This is a genomic window from Pseudomonas sp. S5D5 (assembly GCF_003013355.1).
Classification (GTDB): domain Bacteria; phylum Pseudomonadota; class Gammaproteobacteria; order Pseudomonadales; family Pseudomonadaceae; genus Aquipseudomonas; species Aquipseudomonas aylmerensis.
The window spans coordinates 230765-249950 of sequence record NZ_PTEO01000001.1 but is presented as its reverse complement, the minus strand read 5'-3'; the positions used below and the strand labels follow the sequence as shown (position 1 = coordinate 249950).

19 protein-coding genes and 1 other RNA gene are annotated in these 19186 nt (G+C 62.7%); 10 read left to right on the top strand and 10 right to left on the bottom strand.

Translation table 11 applies throughout. The annotated features are described in order from the left end of the window. Positions 1 to 145 precede the first annotated feature (145 nt). The 7 genes from C9990_RS01145 to C9990_RS01115 form a co-directional block, all read right to left on the bottom strand. Positions 146 to 1762, bottom strand: a complete 1617-nt coding sequence (locus C9990_RS01145) for an iron ABC transporter permease (RefSeq protein WP_106802341.1) — start codon at positions 1760 to 1762, stop codon at positions 146 to 148. Between the two features lie 166 nt (positions 1763 to 1928). Beyond that, entirely contained in the window at positions 1929 to 2933 is a 1005-nt protein-coding gene (locus C9990_RS01140) for an extracellular solute-binding protein (RefSeq protein ID WP_106802340.1), read from the bottom strand. A gap of 139 nt (positions 2934 to 3072) precedes the next feature. Then, positions 3073 to 4290, bottom strand: a complete 1218-nt coding sequence (locus C9990_RS01135; protein WP_162946171.1) for a 2-octaprenyl-3-methyl-6-methoxy-1,4-benzoquinol hydroxylase — start codon at positions 4288 to 4290, stop codon at positions 3073 to 3075. A gap of 9 nt (positions 4291 to 4299) precedes the next feature. Next, on the bottom strand, positions 4300 to 4785 hold the full coding sequence (locus C9990_RS01130) for a DUF4442 domain-containing protein (protein WP_065902340.1): 486 nt from the start codon (positions 4783 to 4785) through the stop codon (positions 4300 to 4302). After that, positions 4778 to 5965, bottom strand: a complete 1188-nt coding sequence (gene ubiH / locus C9990_RS01125) for a 2-octaprenyl-6-methoxyphenyl hydroxylase (RefSeq protein ID WP_065902342.1) — start codon at positions 5963 to 5965, stop codon at positions 4778 to 4780. The genes C9990_RS01130 and ubiH overlap by 8 nt, the downstream gene beginning before the upstream one ends. Next, positions 5962 to 7284 (bottom strand): Xaa-Pro aminopeptidase, encoded by a 1323-nt coding sequence (gene pepP, locus C9990_RS01120; RefSeq protein ID WP_106802339.1) that lies wholly within the window; start codon positions 7282 to 7284, stop codon positions 5962 to 5964. The genes ubiH and pepP overlap by 4 nt, the downstream gene beginning before the upstream one ends. A gap of 20 nt (positions 7285 to 7304) precedes the next feature. Then, positions 7305 to 7862 carry a YecA family protein gene (locus C9990_RS01115; RefSeq protein WP_065902346.1) on the bottom strand — a complete coding sequence of 186 codons (558 nt, stop codon included), beginning with the start codon at positions 7860 to 7862 and terminating at the stop codon, positions 7305 to 7307. 138 nt (positions 7863 to 8000) lie between these two features. Here C9990_RS01115 and C9990_RS01110 point away from each other — a divergent pair, with 138 nt between their 5' ends. The 4 genes from C9990_RS01110 to C9990_RS01095 all read left to right on the top strand — a co-directional run bounded on the left by C9990_RS01110 (position 8001) and on the right by C9990_RS01095 (position 9419). Next, positions 8001 to 8210, top strand: coding sequence for a TIGR02449 family protein (locus tag C9990_RS01110; protein ID WP_007982902.1), 210 nt, complete (start codon positions 8001 to 8003; stop codon positions 8208 to 8210). Beyond that, positions 8207 to 8524, top strand: coding sequence for a cell division protein ZapA (locus tag C9990_RS01105; protein WP_003176812.1), 318 nt, complete (start codon positions 8207 to 8209; stop codon positions 8522 to 8524). Before C9990_RS01110 ends, C9990_RS01105 begins: the two co-directional genes overlap by 4 nt. Positions 8525 to 8554: 30 nt before the next feature. After that, positions 8555 to 8733, top strand: a non-coding RNA gene (ssrS, locus tag C9990_RS01100) — 6S RNA. A 56-nt stretch (positions 8734 to 8789) separates the two neighbouring features. Next, positions 8790 to 9419, top strand: coding sequence for a 5-formyltetrahydrofolate cyclo-ligase (locus C9990_RS01095; RefSeq protein ID WP_106802338.1), 630 nt, complete (start codon positions 8790 to 8792; stop codon positions 9417 to 9419). 8 nt (positions 9420 to 9427) lie between these two features. On the opposite strand, the gene C9990_RS32415 is transcribed toward C9990_RS01095, so the two are convergent. After that, the gene (locus C9990_RS32415; RefSeq protein WP_010207387.1) at positions 9428 to 9577 is read right to left on the bottom strand and encodes a hypothetical protein; all 150 of its coding nucleotides are present in this window, start codon (positions 9575 to 9577) and stop codon (positions 9428 to 9430) included. Positions 9578 to 9772: 195 nt separating this feature from the next. Between C9990_RS32415 and C9990_RS01090 the strand changes: the two genes are divergently transcribed. The 4 genes from C9990_RS01090 (at position 9773) to C9990_RS01075 (ending at position 15161) form a co-directional block, all read left to right on the top strand. After that, on the top strand, positions 9773 to 10222 hold the full coding sequence (locus C9990_RS01090; protein WP_106802337.1) for an EVE domain-containing protein: 450 nt from the start codon (positions 9773 to 9775) through the stop codon (positions 10220 to 10222). Positions 10223 to 10363: 141 nt separating this feature from the next. Continuing rightward, positions 10364 to 11329: an HlyD family secretion protein gene (locus C9990_RS01085; RefSeq protein WP_106802336.1), complete on the top strand. Its 966-nt coding sequence runs from the start codon at positions 10364 to 10366 to the stop codon at positions 11327 to 11329. After that, on the top strand, positions 11326 to 14043 hold the full coding sequence (gene rbbA / locus C9990_RS01080) for a ribosome-associated ATPase/putative transporter RbbA (protein WP_106802335.1): 2718 nt from the start codon (positions 11326 to 11328) through the stop codon (positions 14041 to 14043). The genes C9990_RS01085 and rbbA overlap by 4 nt, the downstream gene beginning before the upstream one ends. Then, the gene (locus C9990_RS01075; RefSeq protein ID WP_106802334.1) at positions 14043 to 15161 is read left to right on the top strand and encodes an ABC transporter permease; all 1119 of its coding nucleotides are present in this window, start codon (positions 14043 to 14045) and stop codon (positions 15159 to 15161) included. Before rbbA ends, C9990_RS01075 begins: the two co-directional genes overlap by 1 nt. Before the next feature lie 186 nt (positions 15162 to 15347). Here the strand turns inward: C9990_RS01075 and C9990_RS01070 are convergent, their stop codons facing one another. Continuing rightward, positions 15348 to 15755 carry a flagellar basal body-associated protein FliL gene (locus C9990_RS01070; RefSeq protein ID WP_065902358.1) on the bottom strand — a complete coding sequence of 136 codons (408 nt, stop codon included), beginning with the start codon at positions 15753 to 15755 and terminating at the stop codon, positions 15348 to 15350. A 150-nt stretch (positions 15756 to 15905) separates the two neighbouring features. Between C9990_RS01070 and C9990_RS01065 the strand changes: the two genes are divergently transcribed. Then, positions 15906 to 16883, top strand: a complete 978-nt coding sequence (locus tag C9990_RS01065) for an NADPH:quinone oxidoreductase family protein (RefSeq protein WP_106802333.1) — start codon at positions 15906 to 15908, stop codon at positions 16881 to 16883. Positions 16884 to 17173: 290 nt separating this feature from the next. Next, positions 17174 to 18511 (top strand): glycerol-3-phosphate transporter, encoded by a 1338-nt coding sequence (gene glpT, locus C9990_RS01060; protein ID WP_065902361.1) that lies wholly within the window; start codon positions 17174 to 17176, stop codon positions 18509 to 18511. Here glpT and C9990_RS01055 read toward each other — a convergent pair. Further along, the gene (locus tag C9990_RS01055; RefSeq protein ID WP_065902362.1) at positions 18508 to 19161 is read right to left on the bottom strand and encodes a gamma-glutamylcyclotransferase; all 654 of its coding nucleotides are present in this window, start codon (positions 19159 to 19161) and stop codon (positions 18508 to 18510) included. The genes glpT and C9990_RS01055 overlap by 4 nt on opposite strands. Positions 19162 to 19186 lie beyond the last annotated feature (25 nt).

The window sequence follows — 19186 nt, the reverse complement described above, 5'->3', positions numbered from 1 at the left end:
TCCGGGCGTGGCGAAGGTGCGCAGCGTTGCCGTCCGCGCTGGACACCTTGATTTACAAGGCCTGCAGCCACGCACAGCGACTCGATCCGAAAGACGGACCGCACCGAATGCCGCGCATTGTAGCCTCAAGCCGTAGGACTGGCACCTAACCGATTTGCCGGGCAGAGCGTCGGATCAGCCCGATCACCGGCAGCAAGCCCACCAACACCAGGGTCAAGGCCGGTAATGACGCCCGCGCCCACTCCCCTTCGCTGGTCATTTCGAAAATCCGCACGGCCAGGGTGTCCCAGCCAAAAGGCCGCATCAGCAGGGTTGCCGGCATTTCCTTGAGCACATCGACAAATACCAGCAGCGCCGCGCTCAATGTCCCGGGCAACAACAGCGGCAGATACACTTTGCAAAACAGTCGTGGACCACTCACCCCGAGACTGCGCGCCGCCTCCGGCAGGGACGGGCGGATGCGTGCCAGGCTGTTTTCCAGCGGACCATAGGCCACCGCCAGGAAACGCACCAGATACGCCAGCACCAGCGCCGACAGGCTACCCAACAGCAAGGGCTTGCCCGCGCCGCCGAGCCATGCCGACAGTGGCACCACCAGCTCACGGTCCAGGTAACTGAACGCCAGCATGATCGACACAGCCAGCACCGAGCCCGGCAGGGCGTAGCCGACGTTGGCCAGGCTGATGCCGGAGCGAATCGCCCGGGTCGGCGCCAGGCGGTTGGCGAACGCCAATAGCAACGCCACGCTGACGGTGATCAGCGCCGCGATGCCGCCCAGGTAAAGGGTATGCACGATCAGGCCTGAATAACGTTCATCCAGGTCGAAGCGGCCACGCTGCCAGAACCAGGCGACCAGTTGCAGCATCGGAATCACAAAGGCACAGGCAAACACCAGGCCACACCAACTGCTGGCCGCGACCGCCTTGAACCCTCGCAAGTGATACAGGGCTTTACCCCGTGGTCGTTCATTGCCTGGGCGGCTGGCACCTCGTGCGCGCCGCTCGCCATACAGCACCAGCATCACCACCAGCAGCAACAGGCTGGCCAGCTGCGCTGCGCTGGACAGACTGAAAAAGCCGTACCAGGTCTTGTAGATGGCGGTGGTGAAGGTGTCGAAGTTGAACACCGAGACCGCGCCGAAATCCGCCAGGGTCTCCATCAATGCCAGCGCCACACCCGCGCCAATCGCCGGCCGCGCCATGGGCAAAGCGACACGCCAGAACGCTTGCCAGGGCGACTGCCCCAACACCCGCGCGGCTTCCATCAGGCCTTTGCCCTGGGCCAGAAACGCGGTGCGCGCCAGCAGGTACACGTAGGGATAGAACACCAGCACCAACACAATGATCACGCCGCTGGTGGACCGAACTCGCGGCAGGCGCAAGCCGGTGCCAAACCATTCGCGCAGAAGGGTTTGCACCGGGCCGGCGAAGTCCAGCAAGCCGACGAACACAAACGCAAGCACATAGGCCGGAATAGCGAAGGGCAGCATCAACGCCCAATCCAGCCAGCGCCTGCCGGGGAATTCGCAGAGGCTGGTCAGCCAGGCCAGGCTCACGCCCAACAGGGTGACGCCGACGCCAACCCCCAGCACCAGGGTCAGGGTGTTGCCCAAGAGGCGAGGCATCTGGGTTTCCCACAGATGGGACCAGATTTGCGCATCGATGCTTTGCCAGGACAGCAACAGTACGCTCAGCGGCAGCAGCACCAAGGCAGCGACGGTGAAGACCGGCAGGTACCAGCGGCGTTGGGCGGGGTGGGCCAAGGAGAAGCTCTCAGAAAAATAAAGATTTTGAAGGCGCCGCTAACCAATGTGGGAGCGGGCTTGCTCGCGAAAGCGGTGTATCAGTCACTCAGGTATCGACTGACACGGCGCTTTCGCGAGCAAGCCCGCTCCCACAATTAGATCGGCGGTGTCTTGAAAATTGTACTCAGTTCCAACCCGCCCGATCCATCAAACGAATCGCCTCGGCCTGGCGCTTGCCCGCGACTTCAACCGGCAAGGTGTCGGCGACGAACTTGCCCCAGGTCGCCACTTCGGCCGACGGCGGTACCGCCGGGTTGGCCGGGAACTCCTGGTTTACATCGGCAAAGATCTTCTGCGCCTCAGGCGTGGTCATCCACTCCACCAAGGCCTTGGCGGCTTCCGGGTGTGGCGCGTTTTTGGTCAGGCCGATACCCGACAGGTTCACATGCACGCCACGGTCGCCCTGGTTTGGCCAGAACAGCTTCACCGCGAGCGCCGGGTTCTGCTTGTGCAGGCGGCCGTAATAGTAGGTATTGACGATACCCACGTCGCATTGGCCGGCGTTGATCGCCTCCAGTACCGCGATGTCGTCCGAGAACACATCGGTGGACAGGTTGTTGACCCAGCCCTTGACGATTTCTTCGGTCTTGGCCGCACCATGGGTTTCGATCAGGGTCGCGGTCAGCGACTGGTTGTAGACCTTCTTCGCCGTGCGCAGGCACAGGCGGCCTTCCCATTGCTTGTCGGCCAAGGCCTCATAAGTGGTCAGGTCACCCGGTTTGACCCGGTCGGTTGAATAGGCAATGGTCCGCGCGCGCAGGCTCAAACCGGTCCAGGCGTGGTTTGAGGAGCGGTATTGCAGGGGGATGTTCTTGTCGATTACCGCGGAGGTGAACGGCTGCAGGATGCCCATTTGCTCGGCCTGCCAGAGGTTGCCGGCGTCGACGGTCAGCAACAGGTCGGCGGTGGCGTTTTCGCCCTCGGCCTTGATGCGCTGCATCAGCGGGGCTTCCTTGTCGGTAATGAACTTCACCTTTACACCGGTCTTCTGGGTGTAGGCGTCGAACACCGGCTTGATCAGTTCGTCGATGCGCGAGGAGTAGACCACGACTTCATCGGCGGCCTGCACGGTGGTGCTGCCGAGAAGGGTGAGTGCCAGGGCAGTCAGGAGGCGCTTGGGTGCCAACATGGGTGCGGTCTCTCATTTGCAAAAAGAAGGCAAATGATAAGGACTCACATTTAGTGGCGCTTGGCGGAGGCGTTACCAGATGTTGCACGAGGCTCGCCTCATCGCCGGCAAGCCGGCGCCTACACAGGTCGCGTTGAGCTCATGGCTTGGCCAGTTCCGGGAGATCGCCGGTGAGGCCCAACGCCTGGCGCACAAACACCGCCTTGGCTTCCGGCATCTGGTCGACCAGCTTCAAGCCCGCATTGCGCAACCAGCGCAACGGCAGTTGGTCGGCCTGGAACAGGCGCTCAAAGCCCTCCATCGCCGCCATCAGTGCCAGGTTGTGGGGCATGCGCCGGCGTTCGTAGCGGCTCAGCACTTTCACATCGGCCAGGCGCTCGCCGCGTTCGGTCGCCGACAACAGCACCTCGGCCAGCACCGCCGCGTCGAGAAAGCCCAGGTTCACGCCCTGCCCCGCCAACGGGTGGATCACGTGGGCCGCATCGCCGATCAGCGCCAGGCCTTCGGCCACATAGCGCTTGGCGTGACGCTGACGCAATGGCACGCAGACACGCGGGTCGGCGCTGATCACCGTGCCGAGTCGCCCCTCAAAGGCGCGCTCGAGTTCACGGCAAAAGCTTTCGTCATCCAGCGCCATCAAGCGTTCGGATTCTGCCGGTGTGGTCGACCAGACGATCGAGCACCAGTCTTCCTGTCCATCGCGCGCCAGCGGCAAGAACGCCAGCGGGCCGGTGTCGGTAAAGCGTTGCCACGCCGTGCGCTGGTGCGGTTGGCTGCTGCGCACGCTGGTGACGATAGCGTTATGCAGGTAATCCCATTCGCGGGTCGCGGTGCCGGTCAGGCGGCGTACCGCGGAGTTGGCGCCATCGGCGGCCACCACCAGCGGCGCGCGCAGCTTGCGACCGTCGGCCAGGGTCAGCAGCCAGTCGTCGCCGGAGCGGCGCATCTGCTCCAGGCGCGCATTGGCCAACAGGCCCAGGTCGCAGTCGTGCAAGCGATCGAGCAAGGCATCCTGCACCACGCGGTTCTCGACGATGTGCCCGAGCACCTCGGCATGCACGCTGGCCGCCGAAAAGTGGATCTGCCCGGTGCCGCTGCCATCCCACACCTGCATCTCGCCGTAAGGGCTGGCACGTCGCGAGACGATGCCGTCCCACACACCCAGGCGCTCAAGGATGCGCTGGCTGGCGGTCGACAAGGCGCTCACCCGTGGCTCGAAGGCCGCTTCGGGGTCAAACGGCTTGACGCTCAGCGGGCTGCCATCCAGCAGCAGCACCTGCAGGCCACTGCCTTGCAACGCCAGCGCCAGGGCGCTTCCGACCATTCCGGCCCCGACAATCAGCACATCTGCGCGCATGTCCATGCTTTAAGCCTGTCTCGCTGGCGGCTTGCGCCGCACGTAAAGGGTTTTGTCGACCCGCGCCACCAGGGTGCCGGAGCCGTCATGAATCTGCACTTTGAGATGCGGCAGGTACTTCTCGCCACCCTCGGTCTGTCGACGAATCTCATCGAGCAAGGCGTCGTCGATGGAAAACTCGGCATACACCGGGCCCTTGCCCGGCGAGACAAAGTCGATGCTCGCGGCCTTGTCCCAGACGATATAGTCGCGGCCCAGGTTTTCCATCAACAGCAGCATGTAGAACGGGTCGACCATCGAATACAGGCTGCCGCCAAACTGCGTGCCCACGTAATTGCGGTTGTACCAGCCCAGGCCCATGCGCACCTTGGCATGCCGAAAGTCGGCACTCAGCGCCTGCACACGCACGCCCGCGCCGAGGTACGGCGGGTACAGGGTCAAGAACCAGCGCAGCAGCCGCGCCTTGCCCACACGCCGGGTAAGCCAGCTACGCATTGGGACGCGTGCCCAGGCCCATGGCCTGACGGGCGAACCAGCGCTTGGCCGGGGGCAACAGGTCCAGCCCCAGCAGCCCCATATTACGGCCCAGCGCGACCAACGGTTGCGCACTGCCAAACAGCCGCGTGACCTGGTCGGAGAAGCCCACGGTCAGTTGCTGGTCGAGGCGCTGGCGCTCGCGATAGCCTTGCAAGGTCGCCAGGTCACCCGGCACCGCCGGCCCGGCCAACAAAGCCTCGGCCAAGGCATTCGCATCACGCAGGGACAGGTTGAACCCCTGCCCGGCAATCGGATGCAGGCTGTGGGCGGCGTTGCCGAGGATCGCCAGGTGCGAGCGCACTTGTTCTTCGGCTTCCACCAGGGTCAGCGGATACAGATGACGCGCGCCCACTTGCTTCAGGGTACCCAGGCGGTAGCCGAACACACCCTGCAGCTCGCTCAGGAAACTGCGCTCATCAAGGTTGGCAAGGCGCTGTGCGTCCATGCCGATGCGGGTCCAGACCAGCGCGCAGCGGTTGTCCGGCAGCGGCAGCAAGGCCATCGGGCCTTCATCGGTAAAGCGCTCGAACGCTTCGCCGTTATGGGCTTCGCTCGGGGTGATGTTGGCGATCAGCGCGCTCTGGTTGTAGGGGCGGGTTTTCACGCCGATGCCCAGTTGCTCGCGCAAGCCGGAGCGGCCGCCATCGGCCAGCACCGCCAAGTCGCACTCAAGCACGGTTTCATCATTGAGGGTCAGGCGATAGCCATCCGGCAGCGGTTCCATGCGCGTGACTTCCGCCGGGCAGCGCCAGCTCACCACGTCTTTGTCCAGGCCCTGCCACAGGCATTGGCCCAGCCAGGCGTTTTCCACCACGTAGCCGAGGGCCGGGACCCCCTCCTCCATGGCGGACAGGCGTGCGGTGGAGAACCGCCCACGGTCCGACACATGAATCTGCTTGATCGGCTCGGCGCGGCGGGAAATGTCCTGCCAGATGCCCAGACGCTGATAGATCTGCCGGGCCCCGAACGACAGCGCCGAAGAGCGCGCATCGTAGCTTGGCTGATAGCTGTCGCCCGGCGCGAAGGGCTCGATCAGCACGATCTTCCAGCCCCGCGCCTTGGCTCCGGCCTGCAACGCCAGCGCCAGGCTGGCACCCACCAGGCCGCCACCGATAATCGCCAGGTTGACCCGGCTCATCGGGCAGCCGCCATCAGTGCTTCAATCTCGGCGACAGCCTTGGGCACGCCGCCGGTCAGAATTTCACAGCCTTGCTTGGTCACCACCACGTCGTCCTCGATACGTACGCCAATGCCACGCCATTTCTTCGCCACGGCCTGGTTATCCGGCGAAATATAGATGCCCGGTTCCACGGTCAACGCCATGCCGATTTCCAGCACGCGCCATTCGCCGCCCACCTTGTACTCGCCCACGTCATGCACATCCATACCCAGCCAGTGGCCGGCGCGGTGCATATAGAACGGTTTGTAGGCTTCGCTGGCGATCAGTTCGTCGACGTCACCCTGCAGCAGTCCCAGCTTTACCAGCCCCGCGGTGATGACTTGCACCGTTGCCTCATGGGCCTGGTTCCAGTGTTTATTTGGCGCGATCTCGGCAAAGGCGGCTTCCTGGGAGGCCAGCACAATCTCGTAGATCGCCCTCTGTTCCGGGGAAAACTTGCCATTGACCGGCCAGGTGCGCGTGATGTCGCTGGCGTAGCAATCGATCTCGCAACCGGCGTCGATCAGCACCAGGTCGCCGTCCTTGAGCACCGCATCATTCTGCTGGTAATGCAGGATGCAGCTGTTGCGCCCGGCGGCGACGATGGAGCCATAGGCCGGCATCTTCGCGCCGCCCTTGCGAAATTCGTAATCCAGCTCGGCTTCCAGGCTGAACTCGTACAGGCCGGCGCGGCTGGCTTGCATCGCCTTCACGTGGGCGGCGCAGGAGATTCGCGCGGCCTCGCGCATCACCTTCACTTCTGCCGCCGATTTATACAGGCGCATGTCGTGGAGCAGATGATCCAGGGCAACAAACTCGTTCGGCGGCTGGGCGCCCAGGTGCGCTTTAGAGCGGATCACGTTGATCCACTCCATCAGGTGCCGGTCGAATTCGGCATTGCTGCCCATGGCCGAGTACACCCGGTCGCGACCTTCGATCAGGCCGGGCAGAATGTCGTCGATATCGGTGATGGGGAAAGCATCGTCGGCGCCGAAGTCACGCACCGCGCCTTCGGTGCCGGCGCGCAGGCCGTCCCACAGTTCGCGTTCGGCATTGCGTTCGCGGCAGAACAGCACGTACTCGCCATGCTGGCGACCGGGCATCAGCACGATCACCGCTTCGGGCTCGGGAAAACCGCTGAGGTACTGGAAGTCGCTGTCCTGGCGATAGACATGCTCGACATCGCGATTGCGAATGGCCACGGCGGCGGCCGGCAGGATCGCGATGCTGTTGGGTTCCATCTGCGCCATGAGCGCCTTGCGGCGCCGGGTGTATTCCGCTTTGGGGATATGGATCATGGGCAGAGGGGTGTCCTTTCTTAGTGCAGCGACGGCTTGGGGGCGGCCGGTTCAGCGGACTTCTTGGTCTCGGTGAACAGCAGCAGCGGCGCGACGCGCAGGTATTCCATGACTTCCATGTAGTCGCTTTCGCCGTCTTCGGACTCTTCCAGGGCGTCTTGCACCTGGGAGATGGCCGCCAGGTCCTGCAGCACTTCCTGGGCATCGGTGCTCAGGTCCAGGCCGCCGGCATTCACGCCGAAGCCGTGCAGGAAACCCTGGCACCATTGGCCCAGTGCGGCAGCACGGTCGGCGAGTGGCGCGTCATCGGTCGGCAGCAGCAGGACCACGGTGACGTCATCACCGGTCAGTTCGCCCTTGACCATCTCTTGCAGGCCGATCAGCGCGTTACGCACGTTTTCGGTCGGTTCGGTTTCCAGCAGCTCGGCCACGTCGGCCAGCCAGTTGTCGGCATCGAAGCCCACGCCGGTGCAGCTGCGACCGAGCAACACGCCGTGCAGTTCGGCAGGCGAGCAAGGGTGGCCGCTGGAGCTCAGCAGTTTGGAAAAAGCGTCGTACGGGGAGTTCTGAATGGGCATGGTGAGCTAGGCGCCAGACGGCGCAATGTCTAGAATGGAGCGCTGTATCCTAGCACCGGCAGACGTACCAAGACTATCAAGGGCGTCAGATCGTTTATCCTGCAGTTGCCATTCATCAGACAAATCCAGTGGAACCCAATGGAAGACACCGACCTGCAAGCGCTGATGGCCAGACTCGAATTGCTAATTACTCGGGTCGAGCAACTTAAGAGTCAAAACGGACTCCTATTAGCTCAGGAAAAGACCTGGCGCGAGGAACGCGCTCACCTCATTGAAAAAAACGAAATCGCCCGGCGTAAGGTCGAATCGATGATTTCGCGCCTGAAGGCCCTGGAGCAAGACTCATGAGTTCAAGCAATAGCGTCACCGTGCAGATCCTCGACAAAGAGTATTCGATCATCTGCCCGCAGGAAGAGCGCAACAACCTGGTGAGCGCCGCCCGCTACCTGGACGGCAAGATGCGTGAAATCCGCAGCAGCGGCAAAGTCATCGGCGCCGATCGCATCGCCGTGATGGCCGCGCTGAACATCACCCACGATTTGCTGCATAAGCAGGAACGCCCTGACGTGCAGGCCAGCGGCTCGACGCGCGAGCAGGTGCGTGACCTGCTGGAACGTGTTGATCTGGTGCTTTCCAGCGATTCAGACGCACCCAAGGGCTGATTGCCGAGACGGTTTAGGGTATACTCGCCCCACTCCCTGGCGTGTTTGCCAGTCGGCGATGTCCCTGAGCCGATTCGCACTACCCTGGAAGTTGCACGTTGGGCTGGTGTGCATGTCCGCTAGACGGAAAGCCTTAAAGCCTACTGCTTCTTCCACCTTGAACTTTCGGGTTCAAGGGCTAAGTCGACAGCGGCTCTGTCGGGGAGCCTGAATTCCAAATCAATGCCAGTCCCAGGACTGGCATTGTTTTATGAGCCGAAAAACCATGACCGAACCTGCGCCGCTTTCTCGTCCGCAACTTCGACGCATGTTGCGCAACGCCCGCCGCGCCCTCACGCCGAGCGAGCAGCGCCGGGCCGCCCAAGGCCTGTATCGGCAACTGGCACAGCACCCGCTGTTTCGCCGGGCCAAACATATTTCCTTGTACCTGCCGACGGACGGTGAAATCGATCCGCGCCCGCTGCTGCGTGCCGCACAGCGCCGGGGCAAGGCCACGTACCTGCCGGTGCTCAGCGCCTGGCCACGGACCAAGATGGTGTTCCAGCGCGTGCGGCCTGGGGAGAAACTCTTGCCCAACCGTTTTCGCATCCTTGAGCCCCGGGTCAATCTCAGCCGGCAACGCAAGGTCTGGGCGCTGGACCTGGTGCTGCTGCCGTTGGTGGGATTCGACGACGCGGGCGGACGCCTGGGCATGGGCGGCGGTTTCTACGACCGCAGCCTGGCCTATCTGGCTCGCCGCCAAAGCTGGCGCAAGCCGACGCTGCTGGGCCTGGCCCATGAATGTCAGAAAGTCGAACGACTGGTGCAGGCGAGTTGGGACGTGCCGTTGGCGGGCACTGTCAGTGACAAGGGATGGTATATCGCACAGACGCCACTGGAGTCAGCGGCGCCTTGAAAGAAGGGTTAACGCTTGAACGGCTGTGGCTGCTGTTGAGCCAGTTCAACGGGAGCATCGGTCTTGTTCGACCACAGGCTTTGCGCATACCCGGTGGTCACGACACCCAGACCAAACAAAATCACCAAAATCCATAGTAAATCCGGTTTACGTTGCATCGATTGCCCCCCTTCAGGCACCTCGTACACGATGACAACAACGTTCCAAAGTAGTCCGTTGCAGCTGCGTCAAGCTTAAAATCCCGGCATTCTGCGTTAACGTGAACCAACACGCAAACCTTGGCGCCAACCGACTGTCGGTTTGTCATGGAATTGCCTGACAACTTTCCCAATGCCTGTTTCAGGAGCCCCAAAATGGCCTACTGGCTGATGAAATCCGAGCCCGACGAACTCTCCATCAAAGGCCTGGAAAAGCTTGGCGAAGCCCGCTGGGACGGGGTGCGCAACTACCAGGCGAGAAATTTCCTGCGCGCCATGGCGGTGGGTGACCAATTTTTCTTCTACCACTCCAGTTGCCCCGAGCCAGGCATCGCCGGCATCGGCAAAATCGTCGCGGCGGCGTACCCGGATCCCACCGCACTGGAACCCGACAGCCACTATTTCGACGCCAAGGCCAGCGCCGAGAAAAATCCGTGGAGTGCGATCAACGTCGCTCATGTCGAAACGTTTGCCAACGTGCTGGGCCTTGGCTACTTGAAGCAACAGGCCGCACTTGCCGAACTGCCGCTGGTGCAAAAAGGCAGCCGCCTCTCGGTGATGCCGGTCACTGCCGAGCAATGGTCGGCGATACTCGCACTGCGCTGATAGAGCAGAACCCTGCAGTCACGCTCCCGGCGCATGCATCTGCACGGTAACCGGGTTAGGCTTGCGCTTCATTTGACCGGTATCAAGGCCCGCTGAGGCAACACCGGTCAAACTAGGACGCTAACGCCGCAGGATGCACCCATGTCGACGAACCACCGCACCTCCCAGCTATTTGCCACGTTGCTGATCCTGTTACTGGTCGCCGCCGGCGGCTTCGGTTACTGGAAGTCCACCCAGGACCGCCTGCCCGAAGGCCTGAGCATGGGTAACGGCCGCCTGGAATCCACTGAAGTGCAGATCGCCGCGAAGATCCCTGGGCGCCTCGCCGAAGTGCGGGTGGATGAAGGCGACAAAGTGCTCAAGGGCCAACTGCTGGCCCGCATGGACACCCGCACCCTGGAGGCCCAGCGCGCCCAGGCCGAAGCCGAGGTGCTGCGCGCCAGGGAAAACTTCGCCGCCGCCGAGGCCAATGTGCAACTGCGCCAGAGCGAGCAATTGCTCGCCAACCAGGAACTCAAGCGGACCCAGGAGTTGTACAAGCGCGGCTTCGCCAGCAGCCAGTTGATCGATCAACAGCAGGCACGCCAGAACACCGGCAATGCCGCCGTGATTGCCGCGCAAGCCCAGGTCAATTCGGTGAAAGCCGCGATTGGCGCCGCCCAGGCCCAGGTCGCCCAGCTCACCAGCGAAATCGATGACAGCAGCCTGCGCGCGCCCATCGACGGGATTATCCAGCTGCGCCTGGCCGAGCCCGGTGAAGTGCTTGGCGCCGGGGGGCGCGTGCTGTTGTTGATCGATCCGCAGGACCAGTACATGAACCTCTACCTGCCCGCCTCCGTCACCGGTCGCCTGACCGTCGGCAGTGAGGCGCGCGTGCTGCTCGACGCCCTGCCCGATCAGCCGCTGCCGGCCAAGATCAGCTTTGTCGCGGCCAAATCCCAGTTCACCCCCAAGGAAGTCGAAACCCGCGACGAACGCCAGAAACTGGTGTTTCGCGTCAAACTGCGCCTGACCGAACCCAGCGCCGTGCCGCAAGCCAAGCCCGGCATGCCCGGCGCTGGCTATGTGCGTACGGCGGATATCGACTGGCCGGCCAACCTGCAATGACCGGCCTGGCGCTGCACGCCACCGGGATCAACCACCGCTACGGCAAACAACAGGCACTGCTGGACATCGCCTTCAGCCTGCCCGCGGGCACTCGCTGCGGGCTGATCGGCCCGGATGGCGCGGGCAAGTCGAGCCTGCTGGGGCTGATCGCCGGGGTCAAGAAACTGCAGGACGGCCAGTTGGAAGTGCTCGGCGGCTCCATCGCCGATCGTCGTCATCGCAACAGCCTCTACCCGCGCATCGCGTTCATGCCCCAGGGCCTGGGCGGCAACCTGTATCCCGAACTGTCGATCAGCGAGAACATTCGCTTCTTCGCGACACTGTTCGGCCTGTCGAAAGCCGATTGCGACCAGCGCATGCACAACCTGCTGCTGGCCACCGACCTCGCCCGTTTCGCCGAGCGCCCTGCCGGCAAGCTCTCCGGCGGCATGAAACAGAAGCTCGGCCTGTGCTGTGCACTGATCCACGACCCGGACCTGTTGATCCTCGACGAACCCACCACCGGCGTCGACCCGCTGTCGCGCCGGCGCTTCTGGGAACTGGTGGAAACCGTGCGCAGCGAGCGCCCGCAACTGACATTGCTGGTGGCCACGGCCTACATGGAAGAGGCCGAGCAGTTCGAACATTGCCTGATGCTCGACCGTGGCAAGCTGATCGCCGATGGCCTGAGCCGGGACCTGGCGGCGACGACACCCAGCGGCAAACTGGATGAAGCGTTTACGCACTTCCAGGGCGACAGCGCCCACAACAACCAGCCACTGGTGATCCCGCCAAGGGAAAACGCCAACACTGATATCGCCATCGAAGCCCACGACCTGACCCTGCGCTTTGGGGATTTCACTGCGGTGAACAAGGTCAGCTTCGCGATTGGGCGGGGAGAGATTTTCGGCTTCCTCGGCTCCAACGGATGTGGCAAGACCACCACCATGAAAGTCCTCACCGGGCTGATGCCGGCCACTGAAGGCAGTGCCATGCTGCTGGGCAATCCGGTAAATGCCAAGGACCTGGCCACCCGCAAGCGTGTGGGCTTCATGTCGCAGAGTTTCTCGCTGTACGGCGAACTCAGCGTGCGCCAGAACCTGGTGTTGCACGCGCAATTGTTCGACCTGCCCAAGGCCGACAGCGGCCCGCGCATCGATGAGCTGATCCAGCGCTTCGACCTCGGTGACGTCGCCGAGCAGCCGTCCGGCGAGCTGCCTCTGGGCCTGCGCCAGCGTTTGTCCTTGGCAGTGGCGGTGCTGCACCGCCCGGAAGTGCTGATCCTCGATGAACCGACCTCGGGCGTCGACCCGGCGGCGCGGGATGATTTCTGGCGGCTGTTGGTCGAGCTGTCGCGCGAACAAGGCGTGACGATTTTCCTGTCCACCCACTTTATGAACGAAGCCCAACGCTGTGATCGCATCTCCTTGATGCATGCGGGCAAGGTGCTGGCCTGTGATACGCCGGACGCGCTGCAGCGGCAGTTCCACGGCGACACCTTGGAGGCCGCATTCGTCACCTGCCTGGAGCAAGCCCAGGGCGAAACCGAACCCACTGCGCCCGCGCAAACCGTCAGCGAAACCAGCACGCCGCCGGTCAGCAAGCGCGGTTTCAGCCTCTCGCGCCTGTTGGCGGTGGCGAGTCGTGAAGGCAAAGAGCTGCTGCGCGACAAGGTGCGCATGGCGTTTGCCCTGCTTGGGGCGATGTTCATGATGGTGATCTTCGGCTACGGCATTTCCCTGGACGTGGAAAATCTCGCCTTCGCCGTCTACGACCAGGACCAGACGCCGCAAAGCCGCGCCTACCTGGAAGCCTTTCGCAGCTCGCGCTATTTCGCCGAACAACCCGCCATCCGCGACGCCACCGAGTTGCACCGGCGCCTGCAACGTTCGGAAATCAAACTGGCCCTGGAAATCCCGCCGGGTTTCGGACGTGACCTCTACGCCGGTCGCCAACCCACGGTAGCTGCGTGGCTCGACGGTGGCATGCCGTTTCGGGCGGAAACCAGCCGTAACTATGTGGAAGCGGTGCACCAGGGCAATCTCCAGCAACTGGCCGAACTGAGCAGCCTGCCCCGCAGCAGCCAGGCTGCCGTCAAACTCGAAACGCGCTTTCGCTATAACCAGGACGTGGTCAGCGTGAATGCCATCGGTCCTGGAGTGATGGCACTGATCCTAGCGTTTATCCCGGCAATGCTCACCGCCCTGGGCATCGTGCGCGAGAAGGAACTGGGCTCGATCACCAACTTCTATGCCACACCGCTGACCCGCCTGGAATTCCTGCTCGGCAAGCAGGCGCCGTACCTCGCGGTGAGCCTGGTCAACCTGGCGCTGTTGGTGGCGATGAACCGCTGGCTGTTCGGCGTGCCATTCAAGGGCAGCGGCCTGACCCTGGCATTCGGCGGCCTGCTGTACGTGCTGGCCACCACCAGCATGGGCCTGCTGATTTCCGCATTCACCCGCACCCAGATCGCCGCGATCCTCGGCACCATGATCATCACCAGCCTGCCGACCATCCAGTTCTCCGGGCTGATCGTGCCGCGCTCGTCCCTGGAAGGTGCGGCCGCCCTGATGGGCACGCTGTTTCCGGCCGGACACTTCCTGGATATTGCCGTGGGCACCTTCACCAAAGCCCTCGACCTGCGCCAGTTATGGCCACAGTGCCTGGCGCTGTTCGGATTTTTCGTCGGGTTCACCGGGCTGAGCCTGGTCATGCTCAAGAAGCAGGAGGCCTGATGCACACGCTCTCTCACATCCTGCGCCTGGGCCTCAAGGAACTCACCAGCCTGCGTCACGACAGCGTGCTGCTGCTGTTTCTGTTCTACGCCTTTACCGTGGCCATCTACATGCCCGCCGCCGGCTCGGTGATTGGCGTGCACAACGCCAGCGTGGCATTTGTCGATGAAGACCACAGTGCACTTTCACGACAGATGGCCGAAGCCCTGCAACCACCGGAGTTCCAGACGCCTGCGCCGCTGGCCTACGACCAGTTGGACAAGGTCATGGACAGCGGTGAATACACCTTCGTGATCAACGTGCCGGCAAACTTCCAGGCCGACCTGTTGGCCGGTCGCCAGCCAGGCGTGCAGGTGAATGTCGACGCCACGGCGATGAGCCAGGCATTCATGGGCGCGGGCTACATCGGGCGGATTTTCCAGCGCGAATTGCTCAACTACAGCGGTCAAACCGATGCTGCGGGCAAGACGCCCGCCCTGCTGACCACCCGGGCGCTGTTCAACACCAACCTGGAGGGCGGCTGGTTCCTGGCGGTGATCCAGATCGTCAACAACATCACCATCCTCGCCATCGTCCTGACCGGCACCGCGCTGCTGCGCGAGCGCGAGCACGGCACCCTTGATCACCTGCTGGTGCTGCCGCTGACGGCGCTGGAAATCATGCTGGCGAAAATCTGGAGCAACATGCTGGTGGTGGTGCTGTGTACCTGGCTGTCGCTGGAGGTGGTGGTCAAAGGCTTGCTCGGCGTGCCGCTGGCCGGATCCCTGAGCCTGTTTCTGTTAGTGACGGCGCTGTACCTGTTTGCCAGCACCGCGCTGGGTATCTTCCTCGCCACCCTGGCCCGCTCGACACCACAGTTCGGCTTGCTGGCGATCCCGGTGATCATCCCGATGCTGTTGCTCTCCGGCGGTAGCACGCCGCTGGACAGCATGCCCGAATGGTTGCAGTGGGTGATGCAGGGCTCGCCTTCGACACACTTTGTAAGCCTGAGCGCGGCGATTCTGTTTCGGGATGCGGGGGTGAGCGTGGTGTGGCCTGACTTGTTGGCGCTGGCGGGGATTGGCTTGCTGTTTTTTGCGGTGGCGTTGGCCAGGTTCCGTAAAAGCCTGGCCTCCTAACGTCTATGAACCGGTTCTCGGCGAGCGGGCTTGTTGTGGCGAGCGGGCTTGCCCCGCGTTGGGCTGCGCAGCTGCCCTGATCGAGTTTCACATTTCTTCAGACACACCGAGGCGTACGGTTTCGGGGCGGCTTCGCCACCCAACGCGGGGCAAGCCCGCTCGCCACGACAGGCCTGTTCTGCCGCGTTACTGGATGATCAGGTTGTTGAACAACAGGTCTTCCACCACCGGTTTGCCCGTCTCGTCGTTCATCACTTGCTGGGTCTGCTTGAGGGCTTCCTGGCGCAGCTTTTCCTTGCCTTCAATGGTGCTCATGGTCTCGCTGGTCTGCTGGGTGAACAGCGCTACCAGCTGGTTACGGATCAACGCATCGTTGGCTTTGACCGCTGCGGCAGCCTCGGGGCCAGTGACGCGCAGGGCGATGTCGGCCTTGAATACCTTGAGTTTCGCCGTGCCGTCCAGGCCGTAGTTGCCCACGAACGGCGGGCTCAGGCTGATATAGCTGACCTTCGGCGCCTCGCCTTCTTTGGCTTCTTCGGCCTGCGCTGCCATCGGCAAGGTCAGGGCCAGCATCAACAGGATCCACGCTTTCACAGTTCATTCCTCAAATTCGGTTGCCCGGTAGCATAACGCTAGCAAGGCTGAGTACAAGCTTATGGCGGCTTATCAGGCCGGGGCATGCTCGTTGACCCACGGGCGTACCCTCCTACACTTATCGGCCACGATGCCAAAAGGAATAGTCCGATGAAAGCTGTGCTGTGCAAAGCCTTCGGCCCCGCCGAAACCCTGGTGCTGGAAGAGACCGCAAGCCCTACGATCAAGAAGAACGAAATCCTGCTGGACGTGCATGCCGCCGGGGTGAATTTCCCGGACACCCTGATCATCGAGGGCAAGTACCAGTTCAAGCCGCCCTTCCCGTTCTCGCCGGGTGGCGAAGCGGCGGGCGTAGTCAGTGAAGTGGGAGAAAAGGTCAGCCACCTGAAAGTCGGTGACCGGGTCATGGCGCTGACCGGCTGGGGCAGCTTTGCCGAACAGGTCGCGGTGCCCGGCTATAACGTGCTGCCGATCCCGCCGAGCATGGACTTCAACACCGCCGCCGCCTTCAGCATGACCTACGGCACTTCGATGCACGCGCTGAAACAGCGCGCCAACCTGCAACCCGGCGAAACCCTGCTGGTCCTCGGTGCCTCCGGTGGCGTCGGCCTGGCCGCCGTGGAAATCGGCAAGGCCATGGGCGCGCGGGTGATCGCCGCCGCCAGCAGCGCCGACAAGCTGGCCGTGGCCAAGGCTGCGGGCGCCGATGAGTTGATCAACTACAGCGAAGCCAGCCTCAAGGACGAGATCAAGCGCCTGACCGACGGCAACGGCGCCGATGTGATCTACGACCCAGTGGGTGGCGACCTGTTTGACCAGGCCATCCGCGCCATCGCCTGGAACGGCCGCCTGTTGGTGGTGGGCTTTGCCAGCGGACGCATCCCGGAACTGCCGGTCAACCTGGCGCTGCTCAAGGGCGCGGCAGTGGTCGGGGTGTTCTGGGGCTCGTTTGCGCAACGCCAGCCGCAGGACAATGCGGCGAACTTCCAGCAACTGTTCAGTTGGTATGCCGAGGGCAAGCTCAAGCCGCTGGTCTCGCAGGTGTACCCGCTGGAGCAAGCCGCGCAGGCGATCAATGACCTGGGGCAGCGCAAGGCGGTGGGCAAAGTCGTGGTCCAAACCCGCTGACCGATTGAAATGTGGCTGATGTGGAAGCTGGCTTGCCTGCGATAGCGGTGGGTCAGCCAACACAAGTGCAGCTGCGAGACCACTCTCGCAGGCAAGCCAGCTCCCACCGTTGATCTCCTTGGGCCTCAAGACCTGATACCGACCATCACTTATCTATTAGCGACATGTTCGTAAGAGAACATGCGATTGCTCCCATTTCCTGTATTTGCGGATAAGAGGCAATGCTATTTTCGGTAACGAAACTGTAACATTCGCATCCGCAGTCAAAACAAGAAATTTGGAGCTCTTGAATGTTTGCTTTCTTTCGTCCTGCCGCACACCAGGCCCCCCTGCCTGAAGAAAAAATAGACAGCACTTACCGACGCCTGCGCTGGCAGATCTTCGCCGGTATTTTCTTCGGTTATGCCGGCTACTACCTGCTGCGTAAAAACTTCTCGCTGGCCATGCCCTACCTGATCGACGAGGGTTACACCCGAGGTGAACTGGGCCTGGCGATGTCGGCCATCGCGATTGCGTACGGCCTGTCCAAGTTCCTCATGGGCCTGGTGTCCGACCGCTCCAACCCGCGCTACTTCCTGCCCTTCGGCCTGCTGGTGTCGGCAGGGGTGATGTTCATTTTCGGTTTCGCGCCTTGGGCCACGTCCAGCGTGACGATGATGTTCATTTTGCTGTTCATCAACGGTTGGGCCCAGGGCATGGGCTGGCCGCCAAGCGGGCGGACCATGGTGCACTGGTGGTCGCAGAAAGAACGCGGCGGCGTGGTCTCCGTGTGGAACGTGGCGCACAACGTCGGCGGCGGCCTGATCGGCCCGCTGTTCCTGCTCGGCATGGCGTGGTTCAACGACTGGCACGCAGCGTTCTACGTCCCGGCCACCGTGGCGTTGCTGGTGGCGGCCTTCGCCTTCATTACCATGCGCGACACCCCGCAATCGGTAGGCCTGCCGCCGATCGAGCAATACAAGAATGATTACCCGGAAGGCTACGACGCCAGCCACGAAGACGAATTCAGCGCCAAGGAAATCTTCGTCAAATACGTGCTGCGCAACAAAATGCTGTGGTACATCGCGTTCGCCAACGTGTTCGTCTACCTGCTGCGCTACGGCGTGCTGGACTGGGCGCCGACTTACCTCAAGGAAGCCAAGCACTTCACGGTCGACAAGTCGTCCTGGGCGTACTTCTTCTATGAGTGGGCGGGCATTCCGGGCACGCTGCTGTGCGGCTGGATGTCGGACAAGATCTTCCGGGGCAACCGTGGCCTGACCGGCATCGTGTTCATGGCGTTGGTGACCGTGGCGACCCTTGTGTACTGGCTCAACCCGCCAGGCAACCCGGTGATCGACATGATCGCGCTGTTCTCCATCGGCTTCCTGATCTACGGCCCGGTGATGCTGATCGGCCTGCAGGCGCTGGAACTGGCACCGAAGAAAGCCGCCGGTACAGCTGCGGGTTTCACCGGTCTGTTCGGTTACCTGGGCGGTTCGGTGGCGGCGAGTGCGGCCATGGGCTACACCGTGGACCATTTCGGCTGGGACGGTGGTTTTGTGCTGCTGATCGCCGCGTGCCTGCTGGCTATCGCGTTCCTGATCCCCACGCTGTGGCACACCAACAGCGTCAGCGCGGCGCGCTAACCGCCTGAGCAATCCTTGGCACACCGCTTGAGCCGCGCCTCCAGGTTTTTATCTGGCATGGCGTGGCTACGCAGGGCGTTGACGGTCTGCTCGACATAATCGCGAGTCGTGCCGTAACGCCCGCAAGCGCTTTCCAGCACATGATTGAGCACTTCGTCGGGCAAGTTGCCGGCGTAGCTGGGCAAGTGCCGCTCCAACACAAACCCCAACGCCTGCACCTGGCTGCCATCTTCAAGACGGCAACTGAGCCAATGTGGCCGGTACGAGGGATAGGGCATTTCGCGGCGCCACAGGGCGTAGAGCGACGCTTCCAGCTGATCTTCCGGCAGCCGATAGGCAAATCCGCTGCAGGAACCCCCGCGATCCAGCCCGAACACCAGCCCCGGCAACTCCGGCGTACCCCGATGTTCGTGAGACCACAGGTACAGGCCCCGGTGATAACCGTGGACCCGTGCCCGCACCCGCTCGGTGGACGAGCATTCAGGGCGCCAGATCAGCGAACCATACGCAAATAGCCAGACCGGCCCACCCTTGTGCCGACCCATGGTGGCCTGCATCGAGCTCAACAACTGTTCGTGAGTGAGTTGCGGCCCCAGATCGAGCCGCGGAGGGTAAGCCAATTGCAAAAGATCGGATTCAATGGCGGTCATGGCGAAAAGCGGTACGCCTCCTGTG